This window comes from Persicimonas caeni, from assembly GCF_006517175.1.
Lineage (GTDB): Bacteria > Myxococcota_A > Bradymonadia > Bradymonadales > Bradymonadaceae > Persicimonas > Persicimonas caeni.
In genome coordinates this window covers 3,608,557-3,630,494 of sequence record NZ_CP041186.1, presented here as the reverse complement: position 1 = coordinate 3,630,494, position 21,938 = coordinate 3,608,557, and the positions used below count along the sequence as shown (strand labels likewise).

17 protein-coding genes are annotated in these 21,938 nt (G+C 62.8%); 10 read left to right on the top strand and 7 right to left on the bottom strand.

What is annotated here, in order from left to right; genetic code table 11:
- Window positions 1-66 precede the first annotated feature (66 nt).
- Together FIV42_RS13495 and FIV42_RS13490 are read right to left on the bottom strand one after the other, a co-directional pair.
- The gene (locus tag FIV42_RS13495) at window positions 67-2,064 is read right to left on the bottom strand and encodes a DsbA family protein (RefSeq protein WP_141198204.1); all 1,998 of its coding nucleotides are present in this window, start codon (window positions 2,062-2,064) and stop codon (window positions 67-69) included.
- A 234-nt stretch (window positions 2,065-2,298) separates the two neighbouring features.
- A complete protein-coding gene (locus FIV42_RS13490) occupies window positions 2,299-2,991 on the bottom strand; it encodes a hypothetical protein (protein ID WP_141198203.1) in 693 nt (230 codons plus the stop codon).
- A 77-nt stretch (window positions 2,992-3,068) separates the two neighbouring features.
- Here FIV42_RS13490 and FIV42_RS13485 point away from each other — a divergent pair, with 77 nt between their 5' ends.
- The 3 genes from FIV42_RS13485 to FIV42_RS13475 all read left to right on the top strand — a co-directional run bounded on the left by FIV42_RS13485 (window position 3,069) and on the right by FIV42_RS13475 (window position 5,657).
- Complete coding sequence (locus FIV42_RS13485; RefSeq protein WP_141198202.1) at window positions 3,069-3,803, top strand: TIGR04283 family arsenosugar biosynthesis glycosyltransferase; 735 nt, start codon at window positions 3,069-3,071, stop codon at window positions 3,801-3,803.
- A gap of 193 nt (window positions 3,804-3,996) precedes the next feature.
- Window positions 3,997-5,037: a Gfo/Idh/MocA family protein gene (locus FIV42_RS13480; protein ID WP_141198201.1), complete on the top strand. Its 1,041-nt coding sequence runs from the start codon at window positions 3,997-3,999 to the stop codon at window positions 5,035-5,037.
- Window positions 5,034-5,657, top strand: coding sequence for an acyltransferase (locus FIV42_RS13475; RefSeq protein WP_141198200.1), 624 nt, complete (start codon window positions 5,034-5,036; stop codon window positions 5,655-5,657). Before FIV42_RS13480 ends, FIV42_RS13475 begins: the two co-directional genes overlap by 4 nt.
- Here FIV42_RS13475 and FIV42_RS13470 read toward each other — a convergent pair.
- A complete protein-coding gene (locus FIV42_RS13470; protein ID WP_141198199.1) occupies window positions 5,567-7,285 on the bottom strand; it encodes a hypothetical protein in 1,719 nt (572 codons plus the stop codon). The genes FIV42_RS13475 and FIV42_RS13470 overlap by 91 nt on opposite strands.
- A 330-nt stretch (window positions 7,286-7,615) precedes the next feature.
- On the opposite strand from FIV42_RS13470, the gene FIV42_RS13465 reads away from it, so the two are divergent.
- The 6 genes from FIV42_RS13465 to FIV42_RS13440 all read left to right on the top strand — a co-directional run bounded on the left by FIV42_RS13465 (window position 7,616) and on the right by FIV42_RS13440 (window position 15,892).
- Window positions 7,616-8,485: a hypothetical protein gene (locus FIV42_RS13465; RefSeq protein ID WP_141198198.1), complete on the top strand. Its 870-nt coding sequence runs from the start codon at window positions 7,616-7,618 to the stop codon at window positions 8,483-8,485.
- Window positions 8,486-8,856: 371 nt separating this feature from the next.
- Window positions 8,857-10,173, top strand: coding sequence for a BREX system ATP-binding domain-containing protein (locus FIV42_RS13460; RefSeq protein WP_141198197.1), 1,317 nt, complete (start codon window positions 8,857-8,859; stop codon window positions 10,171-10,173).
- Window positions 10,173-11,480, top strand: coding sequence for a BREX system ATP-binding domain-containing protein (locus FIV42_RS13455; protein WP_141198196.1), 1,308 nt, complete (start codon window positions 10,173-10,175; stop codon window positions 11,478-11,480). The genes FIV42_RS13460 and FIV42_RS13455 overlap by 1 nt, the downstream gene beginning before the upstream one ends.
- The gene (locus tag FIV42_RS13450) at window positions 11,477-13,552 is read left to right on the top strand and encodes a DEAD/DEAH box helicase (RefSeq protein WP_141198195.1); all 2,076 of its coding nucleotides are present in this window, start codon (window positions 11,477-11,479) and stop codon (window positions 13,550-13,552) included. Before FIV42_RS13455 ends, FIV42_RS13450 begins: the two co-directional genes overlap by 4 nt.
- 210 nt (window positions 13,553-13,762) lie before the next feature.
- Window positions 13,763-14,848: a DegT/DnrJ/EryC1/StrS family aminotransferase gene (locus tag FIV42_RS13445; RefSeq protein ID WP_141198194.1), complete on the top strand. Its 1,086-nt coding sequence runs from the start codon at window positions 13,763-13,765 to the stop codon at window positions 14,846-14,848.
- A gap of 114 nt (window positions 14,849-14,962) precedes the next feature.
- Window positions 14,963-15,892: a glycosyltransferase family 2 protein gene (locus tag FIV42_RS13440; protein ID WP_141198193.1), complete on the top strand. Its 930-nt coding sequence runs from the start codon at window positions 14,963-14,965 to the stop codon at window positions 15,890-15,892.
- A 16-nt stretch (window positions 15,893-15,908) separates the two neighbouring features.
- Here FIV42_RS13440 and FIV42_RS13435 read toward each other — a convergent pair whose 3' ends face one another.
- A complete protein-coding gene (locus FIV42_RS13435; protein WP_141198192.1) occupies window positions 15,909-16,898 on the bottom strand; it encodes a sulfotransferase family protein in 990 nt (329 codons plus the stop codon).
- A gap of 219 nt (window positions 16,899-17,117) precedes the next feature.
- Between FIV42_RS13435 and FIV42_RS13430 the strand changes: the two genes are divergently transcribed.
- Entirely contained in the window at window positions 17,118-18,176 is a 1,059-nt protein-coding gene (locus FIV42_RS13430; protein ID WP_141198191.1) for a glycosyltransferase, read from the top strand.
- Here FIV42_RS13430 and FIV42_RS13425 read toward each other — a convergent pair.
- The 3 genes from FIV42_RS13425 to FIV42_RS13415 all read right to left on the bottom strand — a co-directional run bounded on the left by FIV42_RS13425 (window position 18,151) and on the right by FIV42_RS13415 (window position 21,924).
- Entirely contained in the window at window positions 18,151-20,118 is a 1,968-nt protein-coding gene (locus FIV42_RS13425) for an HAD family hydrolase (protein ID WP_141198190.1), read from the bottom strand. The two genes, FIV42_RS13430 and FIV42_RS13425, sit on opposite strands and share 26 nt — an antisense overlap.
- Window positions 20,119-20,128: 10 nt before the next feature.
- A complete protein-coding gene (locus tag FIV42_RS13420) occupies window positions 20,129-21,022 on the bottom strand; it encodes a glycosyltransferase family 2 protein (RefSeq protein ID WP_174769500.1) in 894 nt (297 codons plus the stop codon).
- 95 nt (window positions 21,023-21,117) lie between these two features.
- A complete protein-coding gene (locus FIV42_RS13415; protein WP_168210626.1) occupies window positions 21,118-21,924 on the bottom strand; it encodes a class I SAM-dependent methyltransferase in 807 nt (268 codons plus the stop codon).
- Window positions 21,925-21,938 lie beyond the last annotated feature (14 nt).

Below are 21,938 nucleotides of genomic sequence, written 5' to 3'. Positions count from 1 at the left end.
AACAAAAAACCCCGCCGGCCACGAGGACCGGCGGGGTTTGTTGTTAATCAGCTAAGAAGCCTCAGCTTACTTGGCTTCTTTGAGAGCGGCTTCGATCTCGGACTTGAACTTCGACGGCGGCTGAGCACCGACGACGCGACGTCCGTTGATGAAGAAGGCGGGGGTGCCGCGCACGCCGACCTTCTGGCCCTGGGCCATATCCTGCTTGATGATCTTGTCATACTCAGGATTCTGCATGTCCTTGTTGAACTTGGCCATGTTCAGGCCCAGCTGCTTGGCCAGCTCCTTGAAGATGCCGTCTTCCTTGAGGCGACGCTGGTTCTGGAAGAGCAGGTCGTACATCTCCCAGTACTTGCCCTGCTCACCGGCAGCCATGGCTGCTTTGGCGGCGGCCGGAGCCTCTTTATGGAACGGAAGCGGGTAGTTCTTGACGATGATCTGGACCTTGTCGCCGAACTCCTTGGCAGCTTCCTTCATGTTCTTGCCACCACGGTTGCAGTAGGGGCATTGGAAGTCGGTGAACTCGACGATTTTGACCGGAGCGTTGTCCGGGCCTTTGGTGTAGGCATCACCGGTGGCCAGGTCCTTGACGTCGACCTTCGGGGCCGGCTGGTCGCGCTTGGGCTGCGGAGCGGCCTTGGGCGCGTTCTTCTTGTTCTCAGCCACGGCGGCTTTGTAGAGCTTTTCGCCCGACAGGCCTTTCTTCTTGAGCTCTTTGGCCAGCTTGATCTGCTTGTCGATCTCGGCCTTGAAGCTCGGGAAGGGCTGAGCGCCGCGCAGGTTGACGCCGTTGATCCAGAAGTTCGGGGTGCCACGGGCGCCGACTTTCTGCGACAGCTTCAGGTCACGCTCGACCTTGGCGGCGATCGCCGGGTCGTTGTAGTCCTTCTTGAATTTGGCCACGTTCAGGCCGAGCTCTTTGGCCAGGCCGGCAGCCCATTCTTCGAAGTTGTTGGCGTTGGCGCGCATCTCACGCTGCTTTTCGAACAGCTTGTCGTGCATCTCCCAGAACTTGCCCTGCTTGTGAGCGGCGAGAGCGGCCTGTGCGGCCGGCTTGGCCTGGGCGTGCATGCCCAGCGGAAGCTGCTTGAAGACCACGCGTACCTGGTCGCCGTACTCTTCTTTGATCTTGTCGAGGGTCGGCAGGACCTTGCCGCAGAAGGGGCATTGGAAGTCCGAGAACTCGACGATGGTCACGAGCGGGTCCTTGGCGTTGCCGAACATCGGGTCGCCCTCTTCGACGGGGACGAACTCGACCTTCTGGGCCGGCTTGTTGGGCTTCTGCTGCGGCTTCTCTTTGCCGCCGTCGAAGTTCTTGGCGACCATCTTCTCGTAGAGGTTCGCGCGGGTCACGCCGGCCTGGCCGAGCATGCCTTTGGCCTCTTTGATCTGACGCTTGACGATCTCTTCGAAAGCCGAAATCGGCTTGGCGCCTTTGACGCGCTCACCGTTGACGAAGAAGTGCGGCGTGCCGCGCACGGCGACTTCCTGGCCGAGCTTCATGTCTTCGTCGATCTGCTTTTGGGTCTCGGGGGCGTCGAAGTCCTTCTTGAACTTGGCGACGTCGAGGCCCAGCTCCTTGGCGTGGCCAGCGGTCCACTCTTTCATGTCGCCAGAGTGCTGCTTGAGCTGCTTTTGGTTTTCGAACAACCAGTCGTGCATCTCCCAGAACTTGCCCTGCTTGCCGGCAGCGATGGCGGCCTTCGAGGCGGCCGGCGCCTCTTTGTGGAACGGCAGCGGGTAGTGCTTGAAGACCACGCGCACGTCGTTGGGGTACTTCTCGACGAGCTCCTTCATGGTGTTCGCGCCGCGCTGGCAGAACGGGCATTGGAAGTCGGAGAATTCGACCACGGTGATGATCGCCGAGTCTTTTCCGAGCACGGCGCTGTCGCCGATGGGAATGGCGCTGTCGCCATCGACCTGGCCGCCGTCGTCCATCTTGGCAGCCGCGCCGGCGTTCTCGTCGGAGCCGGCCGAGCCGTCGGTGTTCCAGTTGCCCACCATGAAGCCGCCCGCAAAGGCGATGAGGGCCACAAAGACGTACGACAAAAGTCGTGCCGTCATATTTCCATTACTCTCTTGTGCCATGTGTTCAATTCCTCACTAAAAGGATCCGCAACTCCACCATACGGAGTTGCCTAATGGTTTTACTTCTGTCGTGTATCAGACACGGTGGAGTTAGCCCGAACGCGTCCCGAGCGCAAGTAATGCGCAAGCCGGTTCTCGGCAAACGAGCAACGCAGAAACGCCGCCTGGCATTTCAAGACGAGCCAACTCCCCTGCAATGTGGTGCTGCGATCAGGCGCGCGGAGGCTCTTCGGGGGGATCGCGATGGCCGTGGAGGGGCCCGATGCGAAGCTGGGCCCACGCGCGGGGGTTGTCTTCGGAGAGGCTGGGTGGAAGTTGAAGCTCGTAGAGGAGTTGACGCGCACTGGCCGTGGACACGTCGACGGTCAACGTCGGCGGTGCCGGCGGAAGCGAGCGACATTCGTCGGGATTGCTGCGGCAGCTCTGGCCCTCGGAGTCGGCCGGTTCGGGCTCGACCTCCACCGACTCGGCGACGACCACAGGGGCAGCGTCAGCCTCATCGTCGGCTGGCTCCACGGCGGCGAACATCGAGTCGATGACCGCGTTGGCCGCTTGCTCTCCTCGCCACTTGGCCAGCAGGCTCGGAAGCGTCGAGATCTGGCCTTGCGCATCCTCGAAACAAAAATTCGACGAGGGGTCGGTGTCGGGATCGTCACCGCAGGGCGTTTCGTTGGCGACTTCTTCGGTGTCGTACAAGCTCAGGGCGGGGGTCGACGGGGCGTCGGCCGGCGTCATCGTCAGAAGCGACGCCACGCCCTGCTCGGCAAGATCGGAGACGGTATGCTCCACGCACCGACCCACATCGGCGTGGGCGCTCGTCGGCCACAATAGCAGCACGAGCCCGCACACGATGGCGGCTTGGGCGAGAAAACCCGTCAGTTGTGAATGGCCCGATTGCCTCATAGACCCTGCGTTGGTAGGGCTACTACCCGAGATCCCTGCGCTTGGCGAAGGTTCCAATTAGCGGACTTTAGAAGACTTTGAAGCACGATTCAAGTCAGTCACATTCCCTCAGCGTTCTGATCCCCACCCTCGACGAGGCCGCCTGGATCGCTCATTCGGTGCGCTGCGCCCGCGCCAGCTTACGTGCGGCGGACGTCGACGGCGAGGTAATCGTGTGCGACGGCGGCAGCCAAGACGCCACCGTCGTCGAGGCGCGCCGCTTCGCCGATCGGGTCGTCGAGTGCGCTCCGGGCCGCCCCGCCCAGCTCAACGCCGGGGCTCGGGTCGCCGTGGGCGACGTACTCGTGATGCTTCACGCCGACTCGCTTTTGACCCCGCGCGCGGTCGAGGCGATGGTCGCCGCGGTCGAGCGTGGCGCCGTGGGCGGTTGGTTCCAGATCGACATCATCCCCGATTTGCAAGTCGGTCACCGCCACCTGCATCTGGGCTGGATGGCCTGGGGCATCAACCTGCGCACCCGCCTCTTTCGCACCGCCACCGGCGACCAATGCATTTTTTGCCGCCGCGACGCCTTCGAGGCCATCGGCGGCGTGCCCGATGTTCCGCTGATGGAAGGAAACCTATGCGCACGATCCCTGCGCGGCCACGGATCGATCGAAATTTTGGCGCCCGAGCTTCGGATTTCGGGCCGCCGATGGGAGAAGAACGGGGTGTTGCGCACGATGGTTTTCATGTATGGCATACGCGCCGCGCACCGCGCTGGCGTGTCGGAGGACGTGTTGGCCAGGGTGTGGCGGGGGTGGAGTCGGTGAAGCGTTCGGGTTTCTGCGGCCCCCCATCCGCCCTTCGCTTCGCTACGGGCACCTTCCCCCAGGGGAAGGGCTTCCTTAGCTAAAGGCACACGCGTAGCTTTTCGCAACAGCATCCCTTCCCCTGGGGGAAGGTGCCGAGCGCGAAGTACAGCGCGAGGCGGATGGGGGGCGACAAGAAGCAACGTGTAGCAAAATGAACCAAGTTCACAAAAAAGCCACCTTCGCCCTCGTCGGCTGCGGCCGCGTCGCACGCCACCACCTGCGCGCGCTGGACCACCACGCCGGGGGCGCCGAACTCGTCGCCGTGTGTGATCCGGATCCCGACCAGCTCGCCGAGGCGACCGGGCAGACCGGCGCCGCCGGCTACGAGTCGCTCGAGGCGCTTCTGGCCGAGATGACCCCCGACGTCGTGGTGCTCTCCTCGCCGAGTGGGCTGCACCCCGAGCAGGCCGAAATGGCCGCTCGCGCCGGCTGCCACGTGATGTGCGAAAAACCGATCGCCACCCACTTCGAAGACGGCGCGCGCATGGTCGCTGCCTGCAAGGAGGCCGGCGTCGAGCTCTTCGTGGTCAAGCAGCTGCGCTACAATCCCACGCTGCGACTGTTGCACCGCGCGCTCCAAGAAGAGCGCTTCGGACAGGTGCATCTGGTCGACGTGGACGTCTTTTGGACTCGCCCCCAGGCTTATTACGACCGAGACGCCTGGCGCGGCACCCGCGATTTGGACGGCGGGGCGTTTTTGAACCAGACGAGTCACTACGTCGACCTGTTGTGCTGGTTGTTCGGCCCCGTCGAAAGTGTGCACGGATATATGGCCACCCTCGGCCGCGACATCGAGGTCGAGGACTCGGGCACGTTGAGCCTGCGCTGGCAGAGCGGCGCGCTGGGCTCGATGAGCGTGACCATGCTCACCTACCCGGAGAACCTGCGCGCCTCGATGACCATTGCCGGGAGCCGTGGCACCGCGGTCCTGGGCGGCAAGGCGTGCGACGAAATCGAGGTGTGGCGCTTCGACGATGATTACGAGACGCCCGACGAGATCGCCATGCTCAACCAAGAGACCCGTGAGTTTTATGGCGACGGTCACCTGTCGTATTACGCCAACGTGCTCGACGTGCTCGCCGGTAAGGCCGAACCCGACACCGACGGGGTCGCGGGGCTGGAGTCGTTGGAGGTGATCTGTGCCGGGTACCGATCGGCGCAAGAAGGCGTGCGGGTGGAGTTGCCTCTATGAGTTTTTACCACCACCCCACCGCTATTATCGATGAGGGCGCCGAGATCGGCGACGACACCAAGATCTGGCATTTCTGCCACGTGATGTCCGGCGCGCGCATCGGTGAGCGCTGCGTCTTGGGCCAGAATGTCTACGTGGGCGGCACGGCAGTGATCGGCGACGGCTGCAAGGTCCAGAACAATGTGTCGGTCTACGACGGCGTCTGCCTCGACGACGACGTCTTCGTGGGCCCCAGCGCCGTCTTCACGAACGTGCGCCACCCGCGGGCCCACGTGTCGCGCAAAGACGAATACGAGCCCACGCGCGTGGGCCGCGGCGCCACCATCGGCGCGAACGCCACGATCGTGTGCGGTACGAGACTCGGCGAATATGCGTTCGTGGGCGCCGGTAGCGTGGTGACCAAAGACGTGCCCGCCCACGCGCTGGTGGTCGGTAACCCGGCGCGCCAGCTCGGCTGGGCGTGTCAGTGCGGTGAGCGACTCGCCGGCGACGGGCCGACCTGGCAGTGCGATCGGTGCGGGACGGCGTATCAAAAGAGGTCGTCGAGCGCGTCGAGCCCGGACGACAATTCGGCCGAGGCGGCCTCTTGCATCTCCGGGCTAGTGGCGTTCGACGCGTAACCAGCGCTGTCGGGCCAGTTGGCGACATACTCGACCAGCCCGTCGACGAGGGCCATGAGGGTCTTGGAGCCGATGCCGCTCAAAGAACCCAAGGTGTGCATACATGGGGGCAGGTGCCCGAGTCGCAACACGGGCGTGTCGAACGCTTTGTCTTCGCGCGTGGCCTTCTCGATGCGCCTCCACGTGCCGTTGTGGCGATCTCGCAGCGCCGCCAGGGGCGTCTCGAGGACCGCGGTGGGGAAGAGTTTGCGGATGCCCCAGAAGAGCTCTTCGTAACCGATCCCGATGGTCTGGTTGGGGTCCATTTGGCGGTGGCGGTCGACCAAGCACGCCCACCGAAAGGCCGCATGATACCGCTCGACGGCCTCCTCGAGCGCCCCTTGCAACTCCTCGGCGGCGTGCCGCTCGGCCCACGACTTCGCCTGCCCGATGCTCCAGTTCAGGTCGAAGCCGGCGTTGCGAAAGGCGTCGAGGTCGATATCGAGCGACGATAGCGGATACTCCTCGGCATGCCCGAGCCTCGGATGCTCGATGCGCCCCGACGGATCGAGCGCGATCATCGCGAGCATCTCGGCGATGGGAAAGACGTACTCGAGAGAGTGGGGGCCGACCGGAATCGAATAGTGCCAGGTGGTGCTCTTGGGCAGCGCATACAGGCGCATCGCCTCGAGTTGGCTGACGATGGCCTCGACGTGGTCCTCGACGAGCAGCGCGACGTCGACCGACCATCCCGGCGCCAGGTGGGCGTTTTTGCGGTGAAAGTCGTTGCAGATATGGCACTGGTAGTGGTCGGGGTGGACGGCGCCATACTCGCCGAAGACGCCGGTGTCTTCGACGTAGACCCCCGAGCGAAGCCCGTACTTGTGAAGCGTCTTTTCGACGTCGTCAAAGAGGTTGGCCTGCCGCAGGTACCACACCTGCCGGATTTCGCGGCTCAAGATCACGCGCATGTCGTCGCGGCCGGTGTTGATGCAGTCGGCGCGAACCAGCAGCGACAAGATATCTTCTTCGTAATGCACGCGTCGAAACGCGTTGTCTGCGTCCCCGTCGGGCCAACCCCACGGCGCGCGCTGGGCGACCCGGTTCAAAAAGTCGACGGCGGCGGCGTCGAGCTCGGCGGCGAAGAAGAGCATGCAGGTCTCGTCCTGCTCGATGAGCCAGCCGACATAGACCCCGGGAGCCGTGATCGCCGCCCACTGGTAGTCGGTGAAAACGTCGAGCTCGCGACGAAATGGTGCGTCGGTGCCGTCGATCCGGGTCGCTTCGAAGCCGTCGCTCGCCTCGGTGATCTGCCAGGCGCCCAGGCGAGCGTGCTGCATGGCTTCGAGGAGCTCGGCGCTCGCCTCGCCGTGTTTCTGGCCGACTCGCCGGGCAATCTCGTCGGTGGCGCCTTCGCCGTAAGGGCGACGGGCGCGAAATACGCCGTAGGAGCGCAAGAGCACGCCTCGCTCGGTGGTCAGCCGCCGGTCGGGAGAGATCTCGAGATGGTCGAGGATCTGAGCGGTCGTATAGCCGCCGAACGCCTCGCGCTGCCAGGCCGAGGCGGTGTTGAACACGTGGGAAAAACGCTCCGAGAAGCCCTCGACGAACTCGAGCAGGCGCAGCATATCCGGCTTGCCGAGGGCCACCGGAAGATCGCGGCGCTGGGCGTCTGTTCGACCACGAGAAGATTTGGGTGATCGCGCCTTCGAGGGACTGAATTTCTCACTCATGCGGCGCCAGAAGCGTCGCTTTGACGAGGCGCAACAATCACTGTGCGTGCTCCCGCTGCCGCATGGGCAGGGACCGTCGAGCCGAAATATGGAAGCCATGGATTCCTCCCAAAAACTTCGATGAGCGAGCACGCTCGAATGAGTGTGGGCGTTCGATTGTTTGGCGCACGGCGATCGTGGTATCCCAACGACGAAACCTCAACAAGTCGAGAGTCCCCCAATTGTCAACGAATAGGAGCCCTTCTGATGGCAAATGATACTACCGCTGACGTTGGTCTTCTCCAACGCGCCGAAAATCTCCTCAAGGATATTCGCAGCCACGCCCGGCGTGTGTCACGCGCCAAAGATTTGCTGGCGGCGGTCAAAGGCAAGGAGCCGTCGTCGAAGTCGTACGCCGAGTGGCTCGAAATCGAGCGCGGTCTCGGCGGCTACGAGTTGGGCGTGCCCGAGCTCGACGCCCAGCGCGCCGAGCTCATCGAAGCGCTCGGCGCGGAGATGAAAAAGCTTCGCATCAAGGCGCGCATGGCGTTCATGCAGAAGCTCGAGATGCTCGCCGAGGCACAGGATATCGCCCTCGAAAAGCTCTCCGAAGCCCCGTTGGTGCTCTTTGCCGACCCGTTGACCTTCGAGATCGACTTCGACGCCGGCGGCGCCCGACTTCTGTATGGCCACGAGCCGATCTGCGAGTTGCCGCTCGACGCCAAGGAACTGTTGGGCGCGCACCAGACGACCGTCGAAGAGCTCGAGCGGCGCACCATCCCCTCCGAAGACTTCTTCGACAGGCTGCGCGCCGCCTACCGCATGGTCTTGGCCGCCGACGGCACCGAAAAGGGCGATCGTGTCGATCTCGTCGACGTGCTCGTGCCGCTGTCGGTGCTCGGACTCGAACGAAAAGACTGGCGCAACAAAGGTCCCGGCGCGCTCGAGCCCTACCCGCGCCACCTGCTCGCCTGGCAACTCGCCAAATTGCGCCGCGACGGCGTGTTGGAGCGCGGCGGCGTGCGCCTCGACCTGGGCGCGGCGACCGGGGGCTCGACCAAGAACAAGCAAAACGTGCTGTATATCCCGGTGGGGGCCAAAAACGGGCAGTATTATGGGTCGCTTCGTTTTGGGTGACTGACGCGATCGCATTAGAGAAATCGCGGCGTGGCGGGGTTGTTGGGGCGATCGACGCAACGATTTTGGGAAATTGCCGATAACCGTAATGAGAGGGATGGGTTGTTGAGGCGGCCCCTCCGCCAAGCGCGCCGCTGCCTGCGGCAGCTCGCGCTCGGCACCTCCCCCCGGCAAAGGCCGCGGGGAGGAGCTCCTTCGCGATCGAGCAGTGGTAGCTTCTCGACGCGAGCCCGAAGCGTAGCAATTTGACGAGGGGCTCCTCCCCAGCGCCTTTGCGCTGGGGAGGTGGTCGAGGGCTTCGCCCGAGACCGGAGGGGCAGCCACAACAACCTAAAGAGCTGCATTCTGAACATAGACAACCGGACAACCCAATGACCTCCATCAACCCAATCACCGCCTCCCATATCCTCCAGCGCCTCGGCGAGAGCGGCCAGCCGCCCGAGCGGGGCGTCGAGCTGATCAACGTGGGCAACGAGAGCTACCTGAACGTGCTCGAGCAGGAGTATTTCGACCGCCAACTCAAGGGAGGGGCGAGCTTCAAGCTGGTGCAGGGCTACTTCGGTGGTGGCAAGACCCACTTTTTATACTGCGTGCGCGACATGGCGTGGCGCCACGGTTTCGCGGTGGCGGTGGTCGAACTGTCGCCCACCGAGTGCCCCTACGACGACACGCTCAAGGTCTACTCGACGGTCGCCCGCCGCATCGCCATGCCGGCGGACGACGAGATGGGCGGGCCGCGCTACGGCATCAGCGACCTGCTGCGTGATCTGGTCGACCGGCGTGTCGAGGAGGCCGAGGTCGACTACCGCGCCCAGGGCGTCGCCCAACCCGCGCAGGACGCGCGCCGGTCGGTGGCTCGCTGGCTGCGCCGCGACGTCGCCCGCACCCCGTGCGAGAGCGTCTCGTACCGAAAGGCAGTCGTCGAGTTCGCTCTGGGCTGGCTCGAGGAGGACTACGAGCGCGTCGGGCGCCTGGAGGCGTGGCTTCGCGGCGAGCCGGTGCCCCGCGGGGAGGTGCGCGACTGGGGCGTCTACGAGGAGATGAGCCGGGCCAACGGCTTTTTGATGCTGCGCAGCCTCACCCAGATGATCAAGGGCCTGGGCTTTGCGGGCACCGCGTTGTTGTTCGACGAGGTCGACCGCAACCTGTCGGTCAGCGCCAAGCGAAGCCAGACCATCGGCGACAACCTGCGCCAGGTCATCGACCTGTGCGGCCGCCACCAGCTTCCCAACACGCTGTTCATGTACGCGGTGCCCCCCGAGTTCATGCGCACGGTGGTGCCCGACTACCCGGCGCTGTACCAGCGGCTCAAAACCCCGGTGCCGTTGAGCGTGCGCAGCCCCCAGGCGGTGCTCATCGACCTGGAGCAGCTCGACTTGGCGCCCAAAAAGCTTTTGAGCGCGGTGGGCCAAAAGCTCGTGCCCATCTTCGAGGAGGCGCGCGGGGTCGACTTCGACGACGAGCTGCAGCGCGAAAACGCCGCCATGCTGGCAAGCGCCTGCGTGAACACCCAGTTCGAGGTCAATCACCGCCGGCTCTTCGTCAAAACCTTCGTCGATTTTCTGCACCTGCAGATGGTCGACGGCGAGCACAAGCTCGACGTCGACGCAGCGATTGACCTGGTGCTCGAGGGCCACGAGGCCCTGGCAGTCGGCGCCGACACCGAGGACGACTTCCAGGATTTCTGATGGCTACGACACCCATAACAGAGGTCACCCCTGCCATGCTCACCCTCGAGGCGATGCGGCTGGGCGTGGTGCCGCACACCGCCCTCGACGCCTACACGGTGGGCCGCGACGCCGAAATCGAGCTCATCGAGGCCGATTTGGACGCGGTAGGTACGCGAGGTGGCGCGCTCAGGGCGTTCCTGGGCGGCTACGGCACGGGCAAGACGCATCTTCTGGAGCTGATCGGCCAGCACGCCCTTCGACGCGGCTTTATGGTGGCCCACGTGGTGCTCGACCCCGAGGAGACCGCCCCGAGCCACCCCAAGCGGGTCTACCGCGAACTTGTGCGCTCGCTGGAGTACCCCGATCGCGCCGGCACGGAGCGAAGCTTGGTGCCCCTTTTCGAGCGGGCGTTGGGGAGCGAGGCGGTGCGCGAGGCGTTTTTGCTCGATGGCTCCACCCGCGCCCGTGAGACCCTCGATGAGGGGGCGCACCTGTACCTGACCCCGGCGCTTCGCTACTACGAGGCGCTCGTGCAGGCCGAGCTGGACGAGCACGAGCGCGACTACGGGCTGAGCCTGCTCTTCGACTGGCTCGAGGGGCACCCGACGATCTCGAACGGCGAAATCGACGACGTCTTGCGGCGCATGGTCGGGCGCAAGGGGCGCATCTACAGCATGAAGGATTATCGGCCGTGGGCGCGCATCTACGGCTACCTGCTCAGCGGATTGTCGGCGCTGGCGCGGCTGGCGGGCTACGAGGGGCTCGTGGTGCTGGTCGACGAGGCCGAGTTTTATTCGCTCCTGTCGAGCGAAAACCGCGACTATGCCCGGGTCTTGTTCAAGGCGCTGGCGTGGGCGTCGGTGGGCGGCGAAGATGGGCTGCTGCCGTTCGGGCGCGAAGAGCTCGACCTGGGCGGCATGGGGATCTTGCAGGACTTGCCGCCGCAGTATCGACCGGCGGAGTTGGAGGGGGGCGCCGGGCTCTACACCGTCTTTGCGATGACGCCCAATGAGCAGGGCCTCGAGGCGCTGGGCGAGGCGGTGCCCGCCCAGGCGACCGCCGAATTGGGGGCGTTCGAGATGGGCGATTATCGTGCGCTCGTAGAGCGCGTCTTCGACCACTACGGGCGAGCGCGCCCCGAGGACGAGATCGACGAGCGGGTCGTGGGGGCGCTGGGACAGGTGGTCTCGGGGCTTTTGGGCTCGGGCTATGTCGAGAACCCGCGCCAGGCGATGAAATTCATCGTCGAGTTTCTGGACCTGACCGTCTTTCGGCCCGAGTCGATGAAGCAGGTGGTGGGTGATTTGAGGAGCATGTACGCATGAGCGGCGAGTCGGCATCGGATGGGGCGGGGTCGGACGAGAGGCGCGTGCGCGCGCTGTTGCGGCACACCTGGCACGCCTTTTTCGGGCGGTTTGGCCGGCTGACCGAGGCGCAGGCCAAGGCCGCAGCGCCGGTGGCACGCGGCGAGTCGGCGGTGTTGTGCGCGCCGACGGCGTCGGGCAAGACCGAGGCTCTCGTGGCGCCGATGATGGAGCGTTGTTTTGGTTCGGGCACGGCCTCGAAGGAGGCGCTTCGACTGGTGGTGGTGTGCCCGACACGCGCTCTGTGCAACGATTTTTTGCGCCGGGTGCGCCGGCCGGTGGAGGCGTGCGGGTGGACGGTGGACCTGAAGACGGGCGACAGCCCGTCGTTTTCGGCCGACGCGCCGCCCCAACTGCTGGTGACGACGCCCGAGTCGCTCGACTCGCTGTTGAGCCGCCAGCCGGCCGCGCTCAAGGGGATCGCGGGGATCTTTTTAGACGAGATTCACCTGCTCGACGGCAGCCCGCGCGGCGATCATCTCTTGGCGTTGGTTTGGCGCCTGAGGAGCTTTCGGCCCGAGCTGCAGGTGTGCTGCGCCTCGGCCACGGCCGCCGACGCCGAGCGGCTTGCGGATGAATGGTGCGGTGCTGGAGGTAAGGGCGCTCGGGTGGTCCGCGTCGAGGGTGGCCGCGACCGCGAGTTGCAAGCGCTCTTCGAGAAGATCATCGATCCATTCGAGGCGGCGCGCGCCCTCGAGCGGCTGATGCATGACGAGCCGGGCTCGAAGACGCTCGTCTTCGCCAACACCCGCGCCGAAGTCGAGTGGCTGTCGGCCACACTCGCCGCAAGCCTGGGCGCCACGAAGGTCTTCGCCCACCACGGAAGCCTGGCCAAAGCCGAGCGGCTGCGCGCCGAGAAGGGCTTTTTGCGGGCGGGCAGCGGGGTGTGCGTGGCCACGATGACGCTCGAGCTGGGCATCGACATCGGCGACGTCGACCGGGTCGTGCTGGTCAACCCGCCGCCCAACGTCGCCTCGTTCACCCAGCGGGTGGGCCGCAGCAACCGCCGAGGGGGCGCGATCCGGGTGGTTTGCTTGCACTCGACCGCGTTCGACCGGATGCGCTTCGAGCACCAGATCGCGTGCGCCCGGGCGGGCAAGCTCTTTGTCGAGCCGCAGGTCTTTCGCCCGACGATGCTCCCGCAGCAGGCCGTCTCGCTGATCTTCCAGAACCCCAGGGGCTGGGTGTCGGCCAAGGCGCTCCACAAGAGGCTGCCGCCGAGCGCCCAGAAGATGTGGTCGCGCGCTGATTGCGAGGACGTGCTCGAGGTGATGCGCGCCGAGGGCTACCTGCACGCCGATTCGCAGGGACGGTTCGTAGCCGACCAACCGGCGCGCAAGGACTGGCGCCACGGCCGCATCCACGCCCACATCGGCGATGACGCCGAGGTCGAGGTGGTCGACGAGACCACCGGACGCACCATCGGCACCGCCCACTGGAGCGGCGACGACGTGTCGCGCGCCGACGCTGACGGCGAAGGGATCTTGCTGGGCGGCAAGGGCCGCAAGGTCACCCGCGTGCGCGACCGACGCGTGTTTGTGGAGGCGGGGGCGATGGATGAAGCCCCGAGCTTCCTGAGCCGCATGGGCCCCAACTACTCGTTTGCGCTCGCGCGCGACCTCGCCGCCTTCGCCGACCTAGGCGACGACACCCTCTGGCTGAGCCGCACCGGCGGCCACATCTCGAGGCACGACGAATGGCGCCTCGAGCACTTCTTCGGCACCCTGTGGGGCCAACTCCTGGCCGCGGTGCTGCGCAGCCACGGATTCCGGTTCAAACGCGTCGGCGCCTTCCACGCCACCGTCACCCGCCGCCCTCGCCGCTTGCCCAAGAACCTGGGCACGCCCGCCGCCATCGAATCGACGGTCGACGACTACCTCGAGAAGGGCTACAAAAAGCTCGCCAAGCGGCTGCAACCCGGCCCCTGGAAGCGATTCGTCCCCCCCGACCTGATGCGCCGCTGGGTGCGCGCGTGCATGCGGCCCGAGGAGTTCGCGCAGGTGGTGGCGGGGTTTCGGATATGTGATGCGTAGCGATCTTGTGAGGCGTAGCTTGATGGCGCCCCCCATCCGCCTCGCGCTAAACCGCACGCTCGGCACCTTCCCCGTGGGGAAGGGATTCCCCTGCGAGAAGCTACGTGTTTGGTTTATGCAAGGAAATCCCTTCCCCTGGGGGAAGGTGAGTCGCGCGCCGTACAGCGCGACTCGGATGGGGGACCACAACAACCCAAACATTACAAAGCCATGACGATCCCCTTCATCGACCTCCACGCCCAACACCAACCCATTCGTGCCGAGATCGACCGCGCCATCGCCGAAGTCCTCGACTCGGGCCAGTTCATCCGCGGGCCTTTTGTAAGGCGCTTCGAGGAGAAGGTCGCGGAGTATGTCGGGGTCAAGCACGCCATCGGCGTCTCATCCGGAACGGATGCGCTCTTGGCGAGCCTCATGGCCCTGGGCGTCGGCCCAGGCGACGAAGTCATCACCACGCCTTTCACGTTCTGCGCCTCGGCCGAGTGCATTTTGCGGGTGGGCGCCGAACCCGTGTTCGTGGATATCGACCCGGCGACGTTCAACCTCGATGCCGGGTTGGTCACCGAGGCGGTGACTGATCGAACGCGCGCGATCTTGCCGGTACACCTGTTCGGGCAGTGCTGCGACATGGACGCAATCATGGACGTGGCGCGTGCTCATGACTTGTTCGTGGTCGAAGACTGCGCCCAGGCGATGGGCGCGAAGTACCGGGGGCAGCAGGCAGGATCGATGGGCGACGTGGGCTGTTTTAGCTTTTTTCCGACGAAGAACCTCGGTGGCGTGGGTGATGGCGGAATGATCACGTGTGACGATGATGCCTTGGCGGAGCGGATTCGAGTGGTCTGCTCGCATGGGTGTGCCGAGAAGTACGACCAGGTGATGGCCGGCGGGAACTTCCGGTTGGATGCGATTCAGGCGGCGGTGCTGGACGTGAAATTAGAGCATCTGAACGAGTGGATTGGGGTGCGGCGGCAGAATGCGCGCGCGTACGATGAGGCGTTGGCGGGGGTCGAGGGGGTTGTGACGCCGGTGGAGGCGGAGGGGTGTTGGCACACGTATAACCAGTATACGGTGCGGGTGGACGACCGCGAGGCGGTGTGTGGGCGGTTGAAGGATGCGGGGGTGGGGTTTGGGGTGTATTATCGCAAGGGGTTGCAGGCGCAGGCTGCGTATGAGGGTGTGCGGTGTGTGCCGGAGGGGTTGGGGGTGACAGAGATGGTTTGTGGGGAGGTGGTGAGTTTGCCGGTGGGGGGGGAGCAGATTGCGGTAGACTTGGTGGCGCGTACGATGTCCTGACCTCTCTTGATTGTGCGCTCGGTGGAATTTGCGACATCATGCCATGATGTACGAAGGGTGAGAGATAGCTAGGTCGTTGTTTATCAAGGCAATGGTGGTCATGCGGATCAGGATATGTCTGAGGTAAGTGTTGTCATTCCGTCCCGAAATCGGCCGAAACTGTTAAACCAGGTATTGGCATCTTATGTGGGCCAGCCGAAGGTCCGCGAGATCCTTATAGTCGACGATGGATCCTCTCGTTCTGTCGAGTCGGCGCTCAAGGGGCGGTGGCGCGACGATGAGCGGGTCCGAATCTTGCGTTTGCCTCGTTCTTTGGGAGCTGCTGCGGCACGAAATGCCGGAATCAACGAGGCGACCGCACCTTTTGTCTTCTTCGGTGAAGATGACGCGGTGCTCGACGATGGGCATATCGGAGGGCTGTTGGCCGAACGAGAGCGCCTCGGCGTGGAAGTGATCTGTGGCCGACTGATCCAACAGCAATCCAATGAGACGTTCGAGCAAGCGCGCCGTCGTGTAGAGGGAACGCACGAGGCACTCTACAACCGCCGGATTATTTCGGTGACCACGGCCAGTGTGCGTGAGCCGGTCGAGGTTCCGTTTGCACACTGTTTGTTTTTGGCTCCCACCGATTTGGTGAAGGAGCACTTATTTAGCACCCACTACGGTGGCCCATCTTTCATGCGCGAGGATGCCGAACTGCAACTCAGGCTCAGAAAGAGCGGGTATCCGCTGTACGTGACACCCGCGGCCACGGTGTTCCACTTGGCTAAGAAGAAGGGCGCTGGCGCCGGCACCCGTGATTACTCGTCGGTGTTGGCGCAGTTGGGCAGTATCACGGCCAATTTGGCGATGCTAATCGACGAGTACTTCGAGGAATTACGCCCGTTCTTTCCGGGCATGAACAAGCGCCAGATGCTGACACGCGCCTGTCGTGGACATCTGTACTTGGGATTGAAGAATTGGATGCGAGCCAGTTCTCCGCTCATCGACCGCAGCGCTGAGTGGTGGAATCGAGCACGTTGGATACTCCAACGCTCTAACTGACCGAGCCGGGTCAGGTTCAATGGAGGGCGTCGACGTGGCTGACTTCCCAGAGTAGCTCGCGAAGCCGCTGGAAACAGGGCTTACCCTTGCTGCAGACTTCCCGCGCCTGTTGGAGTAGTCGACGGCGGCGGTGATAGAGCTTGGCCGCGACATTTTGCGGCGCCCAGAGCAGGTCGAGGAATCGATTGGCCAGCCTCCAAACCTCTTCAGTCTCGGGTTGTTTGCGCTCGTACCCAAATGCCTCGAGTTGTTTGCCTGCGATCCAGTTGAATCGCCTGTGACGGTGTGGACTCCAGTGGGCGAAGCGTTGGAGGGGATCGAAGTCGGCAGATTTCTCGACCGGCTTCCAGTGGACTTGATCGGCGCCACCCCGTGCCTCAGATGAGCCCATTACGGGCGAGCGCTGCGCGGCTTCGAAATCATACACCTGCGGATCGAGATCGAGAAAATCGAAGATCCGGTGACACTCGCGCTCGAGGTCGCCCACGAGATCTTCATACCTCACCACGATCCACTGGTTGTCATTGACATCGCTCTCTTCGACAAACTCCAAAATAGTATCTGCGGCACGACGCCAACGACGAATGGCCTTTTCGTAGCGTATCTGGAATGACTTTACCGACGACTCGGTGACCGCACGCCCATCGCGTACCAATATGACCAGCTGGGCGTCGGGGAAGAGTTCGAAGAACAGCTCCACATTGTGAACCGTCGGTGTTTTGACGATCACTCGCTTGTCGGGGGCACCGCAACGTCGCTGGAGAAATTGGACCAACCCATCGCCGAGTGAGCGGAGCAAATCAGCTCGCTTTTCGTCAGACGCGTGGCGCCCCCACAATTCACTGAGGAGTTCGACAAAGGAAACCAGATGGTCGGCACCGTATACGAAATAGGGTTCGGGAATACCGTGGTTGCTTGTGCATGACGGATGTTGTGACAGCAGCCGGCCCAAAAATGCGGTGCCGCTCCGGGGTGTGATTCCGAGGATGAAAATAGGCTTGGGCATCTTATTTCTCAGTTACTCGGGGAACGTCTGTCGCCGGTTGTGAGCATAAGCCAGCCGCCTTTTATTCTCCAGCTTGCCATCCGTCCAGAAGCCGCCTGGGGGCGGGCTCTCGGCGTTCGGCTTGCTGTACGGCGCGCTCGGGTTCGCGCTAGGATGGCGGGACCTATTCTCTGGTGACGAGATCAGCCACATCGGACGAGACTGGCACGAGTAACTGCCATGGAAGAGCAGACCATCATCACGGGGGAACATGTCAAAGCATGCCGGGACAAAGACGACCGGCCCGAGCGTTGCTTTCATGGCCAACGGGTTCCTCGAGAGCCGGTCTTGTCGATCGTCACCCCGACATACAACGCCATGCCGTACTTGGCGGAGGCCATCGAATCGACCGAGGCACTCGGTGAGGAGTTCGCCTTCGAACATGTGGTCGCCGATGGTGCCAGCACAGACGGCTCAGTGGGACTCCTTTCGGGCGCCGAATACGTGCGAGGTGTGTCTCAGCCAGACGATGGTCTCTACAGTGCGCTCAACTGGACACTTCGGCATGCTCATGGGCGATATGTCCAGTGGCTCAATGCCGATGACCTGCTCTGCCCGAACTTTACCAGACGCGCAGTCGAGCTTCTGGAAGCACACGACAATATCGACCTCGTCCTCGGCTCCACGTTGTTCATCGACGCCGCGGGTGTCGTCGAGGAGACGTGGCGCTATGAGCCCTACCGTGCCGTTGACCTGTGGGCCTGCGCGCAGGGTTATTTCTTCAACATCAACTCGGCGGTCTTTCGCACAGATCTGCTGCGTTCGGTCGGAGATTTCGACCAATCCACCTATCCGACAGCGGCCGACATCGACTTCGAGATGCGTCTGCTGCGCAACAAAATCGACGCAGTTGTGCTGGACGAGCCCGCCTACGTGTTTCGGCGTCATGCGTCCTCTCGTACCAGCGGCGAGGATGCACCAGAGCGAGTCATGCAGACCGGTTGGCGCTTGTTCGAGACTTGGAGCATGGACGAATCACTCGACACGGCTTTGCGCCGCGCGTTTGCTCTCCGCGCGATGGAGCTTCGTTTAGGCTGGTGCTTCAAGCGACTTCGCACCTTTGGCAGACGAGCCGAGGCATTGGGCGACCTCGTCCAGCTATTGAGCACTCGGCCGCGGGAGACAGGTCTCGCGGCGAAGAGTTGGTTGGACAAGAAGTTTCGTGGTGGATTCGTCCCGATGAAATCCGAACACACTACCGCAGCAGATGAAGTCAGCGGAACAGCCGGTCGGCGATAAACGCAGCTGTATCGAGAGGTCCTTGTAGAGCGCTGAGGCGGTACTTGGCGAGGATGCCTGGGAGCCAGGCGACCCCCTGAGGGAGTCCGCCGAGGTCGAGAGACGACCACGTTGACGTCACCGCGCCCTCGTGGAAGCGAAAGTCGAGCAACTTCTCGGCGGCCTCTCGCGGAGGAAAGCACAGGGCGCGTCGGGCGAGCAGACGCGCGGCGATGACAACGGACTTCTCGTCGAGACAATCGCTGAGTTCTACGAGAATCTCTACCGATGGCTTCAGTGCTTCGACTCCATCGAGCACACCGCAGGTCAGGCTTGCCCTCGAGGAGCGCAAGGAAGGCGAAAGCGGGACCCTCTCTCCAAGAAGGGGTTCGATGCGCCCCGAATCGGCCTGCCGCAGGCCGATAGTTGTCGGCTCTGCAGGGTTCGACAAGATAAGTTCCCAGGCTCGAATCACGCCCGCTGACTTGAAGAGCGGTACTGTGGAGGGTCGCGTGCGATGATCATCTCGCAACAAGCCAAACTTGAGGTTTTGGGGAGTCGAGGCGGGGCCTTGGGCGGAGACGCCGAGGTAGAGGCCGACAATAGTGGTACCGTCGAGGCTCTGGTTGATCGCACGTTGTGTGGTGCCAGCCCAACCAGAGTCGACGAGTGCGATGGTTTCGAGCGGTGAGTCGCCGACGAAGTCGCGCAGATAGCCGGCAAGCAGTTGACGGTGCTCTGCGCAGATGCCGTCCATGTCAGCTCGAAGGCTCGAGCAAGCAGCGGAGATTTCCGCACGGGTTGCTTGTGAAAGAGGAGTGTGGGGGGCGATGCCGGCCTTGGCGAGGATCTTGGCGCACAACGAGTCGTCTAACGGGTACTGCTCGAGAAGTTGCCGGGCAGAATTTCGTCCGATTTTCCCGGGAAACCCGGCGTCATGACGGCATAAGTCCAAGAGAAGTGCGCCGCTGACTGCTCGGCGCGATAAATGGGCATAGTGACGCTGCGGTGAATCAGGGAGCACATCCGCTAGTTTTTCGTAGACGTCCAACAGAAGACGTCCCTCCCGGGCGAGATAGAAGCTGTGTGATATCCCGTGGCGCCGATAGTGACGCCATTGCCAATAGCTAAACAAGCAGAGCACCGGCGCGATATATCTCTTTCCGAACCGGTAGAGGGCGTCAGTCTCTTTTTCGGCTTCGGGGATGACGACTAATTCTGCAACTTCGTGTGCGGATAGTCCCCGATCCACAGTGGCCAGAGGAGGCACGTACGGCGGAGGGCCAGGTGCCAGTGTGGTTCGAGGAACCCAGATATAACGGCAGGCGCTACCGGCCGCGCGAATCACATCGCTTTTAAGATTATCCCCGACATGTACCAGTTGGTGTGGGCTGATGCCGATGTCACGAACGACGTACTCAAAGAGTTGCCCGTGACGTTTGGAGAGGCCGATAGACGCGGAGCTGAATACCCGGTCAATCGGCAAGTCATGGTGATGGAGCAGTTCGTCGAGAAGGCATTTGGGAAGGTAGGTGTCACTGATCGCGACGACGGAAATGTCGTGCTCCTCGAGCAACTCGATCGCTGTGCTCGCGCCGGGCATCGCGGCGGTGAGACACTTTTCCCAATACGATTGGGCTTCCAAACCCAAGGCTTGGACCGTCTCGCGATCAAGGGCCCACTCGACGGCGAGCTCGTCGAGCCAGTCCTCGACGCTCCATTCGACCCCGGTCTTACGTGCGATGGCTTCGTGTCGGCGTGCGAACGCCCGTCGGTGGTCGAGCAGTGCTTCGAGGTCGAGTGGGACCTCGGCGACTCGCTCCAACGAGGCATGTAGTTGCCGGACGGTGAGCCGATCGACCGTCGATGTGCTCGCCTGCCGCCTAAGCAGGGTGTCGAAGACGTCGAAAGAGACTACCTTGGGCGCAGGTGACCGAAGGATTCTGTGGGCGATGTCGACCAAGAAAGCCACATCAGTTCTCACGGACTAGATCATCGATGATGTGCCGAGTTTTATATTTGGTGTATCGAGCCGCGCGCCGAAGCAAACTCCGGACACCGACAATAGGATCGAAGTGGTGCCGTTGGCTAAACTGATCGGCTTGTGAGTGACGAATCACAAAGTCGGGGTGACACAACGGGAAATGCATTGGCTTCGTCTCGAGGTTGGCAAGCACGCTGTCGGCGGCTTTTGTGTGAGTCGCGCTCGAACCAAACCCAATATTTGTGACCAGATTATGCGCGGGCAAAATACAGAGGCCGCGTTGGACAAACATGGTGAATTGCCAGATATAGGCCCATGAATCAATGTCGCCGCGGTAGACTCGCTCGAAGATCTCGCTCCAGTAGTGGCAGGCGGCCGCGGTTTCGAAGTATTGGTCGAGCCAATTGTCATCGCGTACCTCGGGCCAAAGCGACATATCGCGATCGTACAACTTCCAAGCGCGTCGCCAGGTCGCCCAGCCCCAGCAGTGACTGAAGTGGGAGAAGTAGTAGCTAAAACGGGTCGAGTGGCGGCCGAATTGGAAATTGTCGCCAGAGATGGCCATGACCCGCGAATCGTGGCGGTAGCGGTCGAGAAGTTCGGCGCAGAAGCGAAAGAAGGTCGGGTCGGGGACGCAGTCATCCTCGAGAATGATCAACTCTTCTTCGTGCTCGAATGCCCAATCGATGCCGGTGGAAGCCCGGCGGCGCCAACCGAGGTTCTCTTCGGCGAAGTTGGTTTTCACCTCGCAGTTCCAATCGATGTCACCGACCAACTGTCTGGTGCGCTCGACGCGGGCATGCTCCCCAGGAAGCGAAGTGCGAGGGCCATCACCGATGACATAGAGACGAGACGGTGTGACTTTCTTGATCGCACGCAGCACTCGCTGGGTGGTCTCAGGGCGATCGAAAATGAAAAGAACAATGGCAGGTCGCGACGCTTGGGAAGTCGGAGACAAAATTTAGCCCCGTGAACGAGTCATTTGGTTCGGTGTTCGAGGGCTTGCGCGAGGGCAAGTTCATAGTCGTGGGGTTGAAGGCTGGGTCGATCGAAGAGCCGTTTGAGCACTCGAGAGACAATGGGGCGCTTGATCAGGTCGAGCGCCAGGTCGGGAATTTTTCGCTCGGAAAAGAGATGCAATCCGGCGCCGTCGCTGGTCAAGTGACATCCCAACTGATCGGCCAGTTCGCTCAGCGCAGCGTGTGTAAAAAAAGAAATATGCTGCCCGTGTTCTCGACCAAAATACCACCATTCGTCGAGCCTAGGTGGAGTCGACGGCACCAGTAAGGTGCTGAAAAAGATTGCATTGCTCTGTGCCCAGAGGCTGTGGATTTGCTCGCGCGGGTTGCGCATGTGCTCGAACACCTCGAAGCAGGTTATCAGGTCGTAGACGCGCGTGTCCGTGAGCGCGACTTCGACCTGCCCCCCAAACAGGTTCGAAGAGTATTGATCACGGTAATAGAAGTCGAACCCGCGATCGCGCATCATTCGAACGAAAAGCCCGTATCCGGCACCGTGGTCGAGAAACTCGCCAGAGGCATCAAAGAAGAGATGGATGAGCGCCGATGTCCACCTTGCGCAGTGCTGCGAGCGAGAAACCATCCCCACATCAGTGGAGGTAATGGCGTCTTGGTAGGCCTCAGATAACCAGTGCGGCTCTTCCGTCTGTATGAAACCACAGTTCGGACAGCGGAAAAAGCTCGCCGTGTGTCGCCCCAAGAGGGTTGTGGTTTGGTAGTTATCGACCGGAGTGTCACAGATGAGGCAATATTCAGATCTGGACATCGACTGGGTCATTA

What these genes read in the sequence shown, in the direction of transcription:
- FIV42_RS13495 (WP_141198204.1), bottom strand. Translation starts at nt 2,064, where the DNA reads ATGACGGCACGACTTTTGTCGTACGTCTTTGTGGCCCTCATCGCCTTT.
- FIV42_RS13490 (WP_141198203.1), bottom strand. Translation starts at nt 2,991, where the DNA reads ATGAGGCAATCGGGCCATTCACAACTGACGGGTTTTCTCGCCCAAGCC.
- FIV42_RS13480 (WP_141198201.1), top strand. Translation starts at nt 3,997, where the DNA reads ATGAACCAAGTTCACAAAAAAGCCACCTTCGCCCTCGTCGGCTGCGGC.
- FIV42_RS13475 (WP_141198200.1), top strand. Translation starts at nt 5,034, where the DNA reads ATGAGTTTTTACCACCACCCCACCGCTATTATCGATGAGGGCGCCGAG.
- FIV42_RS13465 (WP_141198198.1), top strand. Translation starts at nt 7,616, where the DNA reads ATGGCAAATGATACTACCGCTGACGTTGGTCTTCTCCAACGCGCCGAA.
- FIV42_RS13460 (WP_141198197.1), top strand. Translation starts at nt 8,857, where the DNA reads ATGACCTCCATCAACCCAATCACCGCCTCCCATATCCTCCAGCGCCTC.
- FIV42_RS13455 (WP_141198196.1), top strand. Translation starts at nt 10,173, where the DNA reads ATGGCTACGACACCCATAACAGAGGTCACCCCTGCCATGCTCACCCTC.
- FIV42_RS13450 (WP_141198195.1), top strand. Translation starts at nt 11,477, where the DNA reads ATGAGCGGCGAGTCGGCATCGGATGGGGCGGGGTCGGACGAGAGGCGC.
- FIV42_RS13445 (WP_141198194.1), top strand. Translation starts at nt 13,763, where the DNA reads ATGACGATCCCCTTCATCGACCTCCACGCCCAACACCAACCCATTCGT.
- FIV42_RS13440 (WP_141198193.1), top strand. Translation starts at nt 14,963, where the DNA reads ATGTCTGAGGTAAGTGTTGTCATTCCGTCCCGAAATCGGCCGAAACTG.
- FIV42_RS13435 (WP_141198192.1), bottom strand. Translation starts at nt 16,898, where the DNA reads ATGCCCAAGCCTATTTTCATCCTCGGAATCACACCCCGGAGCGGCACC.
- FIV42_RS13430 (WP_141198191.1), top strand. Translation starts at nt 17,118, where the DNA reads ATGGAAGAGCAGACCATCATCACGGGGGAACATGTCAAAGCATGCCGG.
- FIV42_RS13415 (WP_168210626.1), bottom strand. Translation starts at nt 21,924, where the DNA reads ATGTCCAGATCTGAATATTGCCTCATCTGTGACACTCCGGTCGATAAC.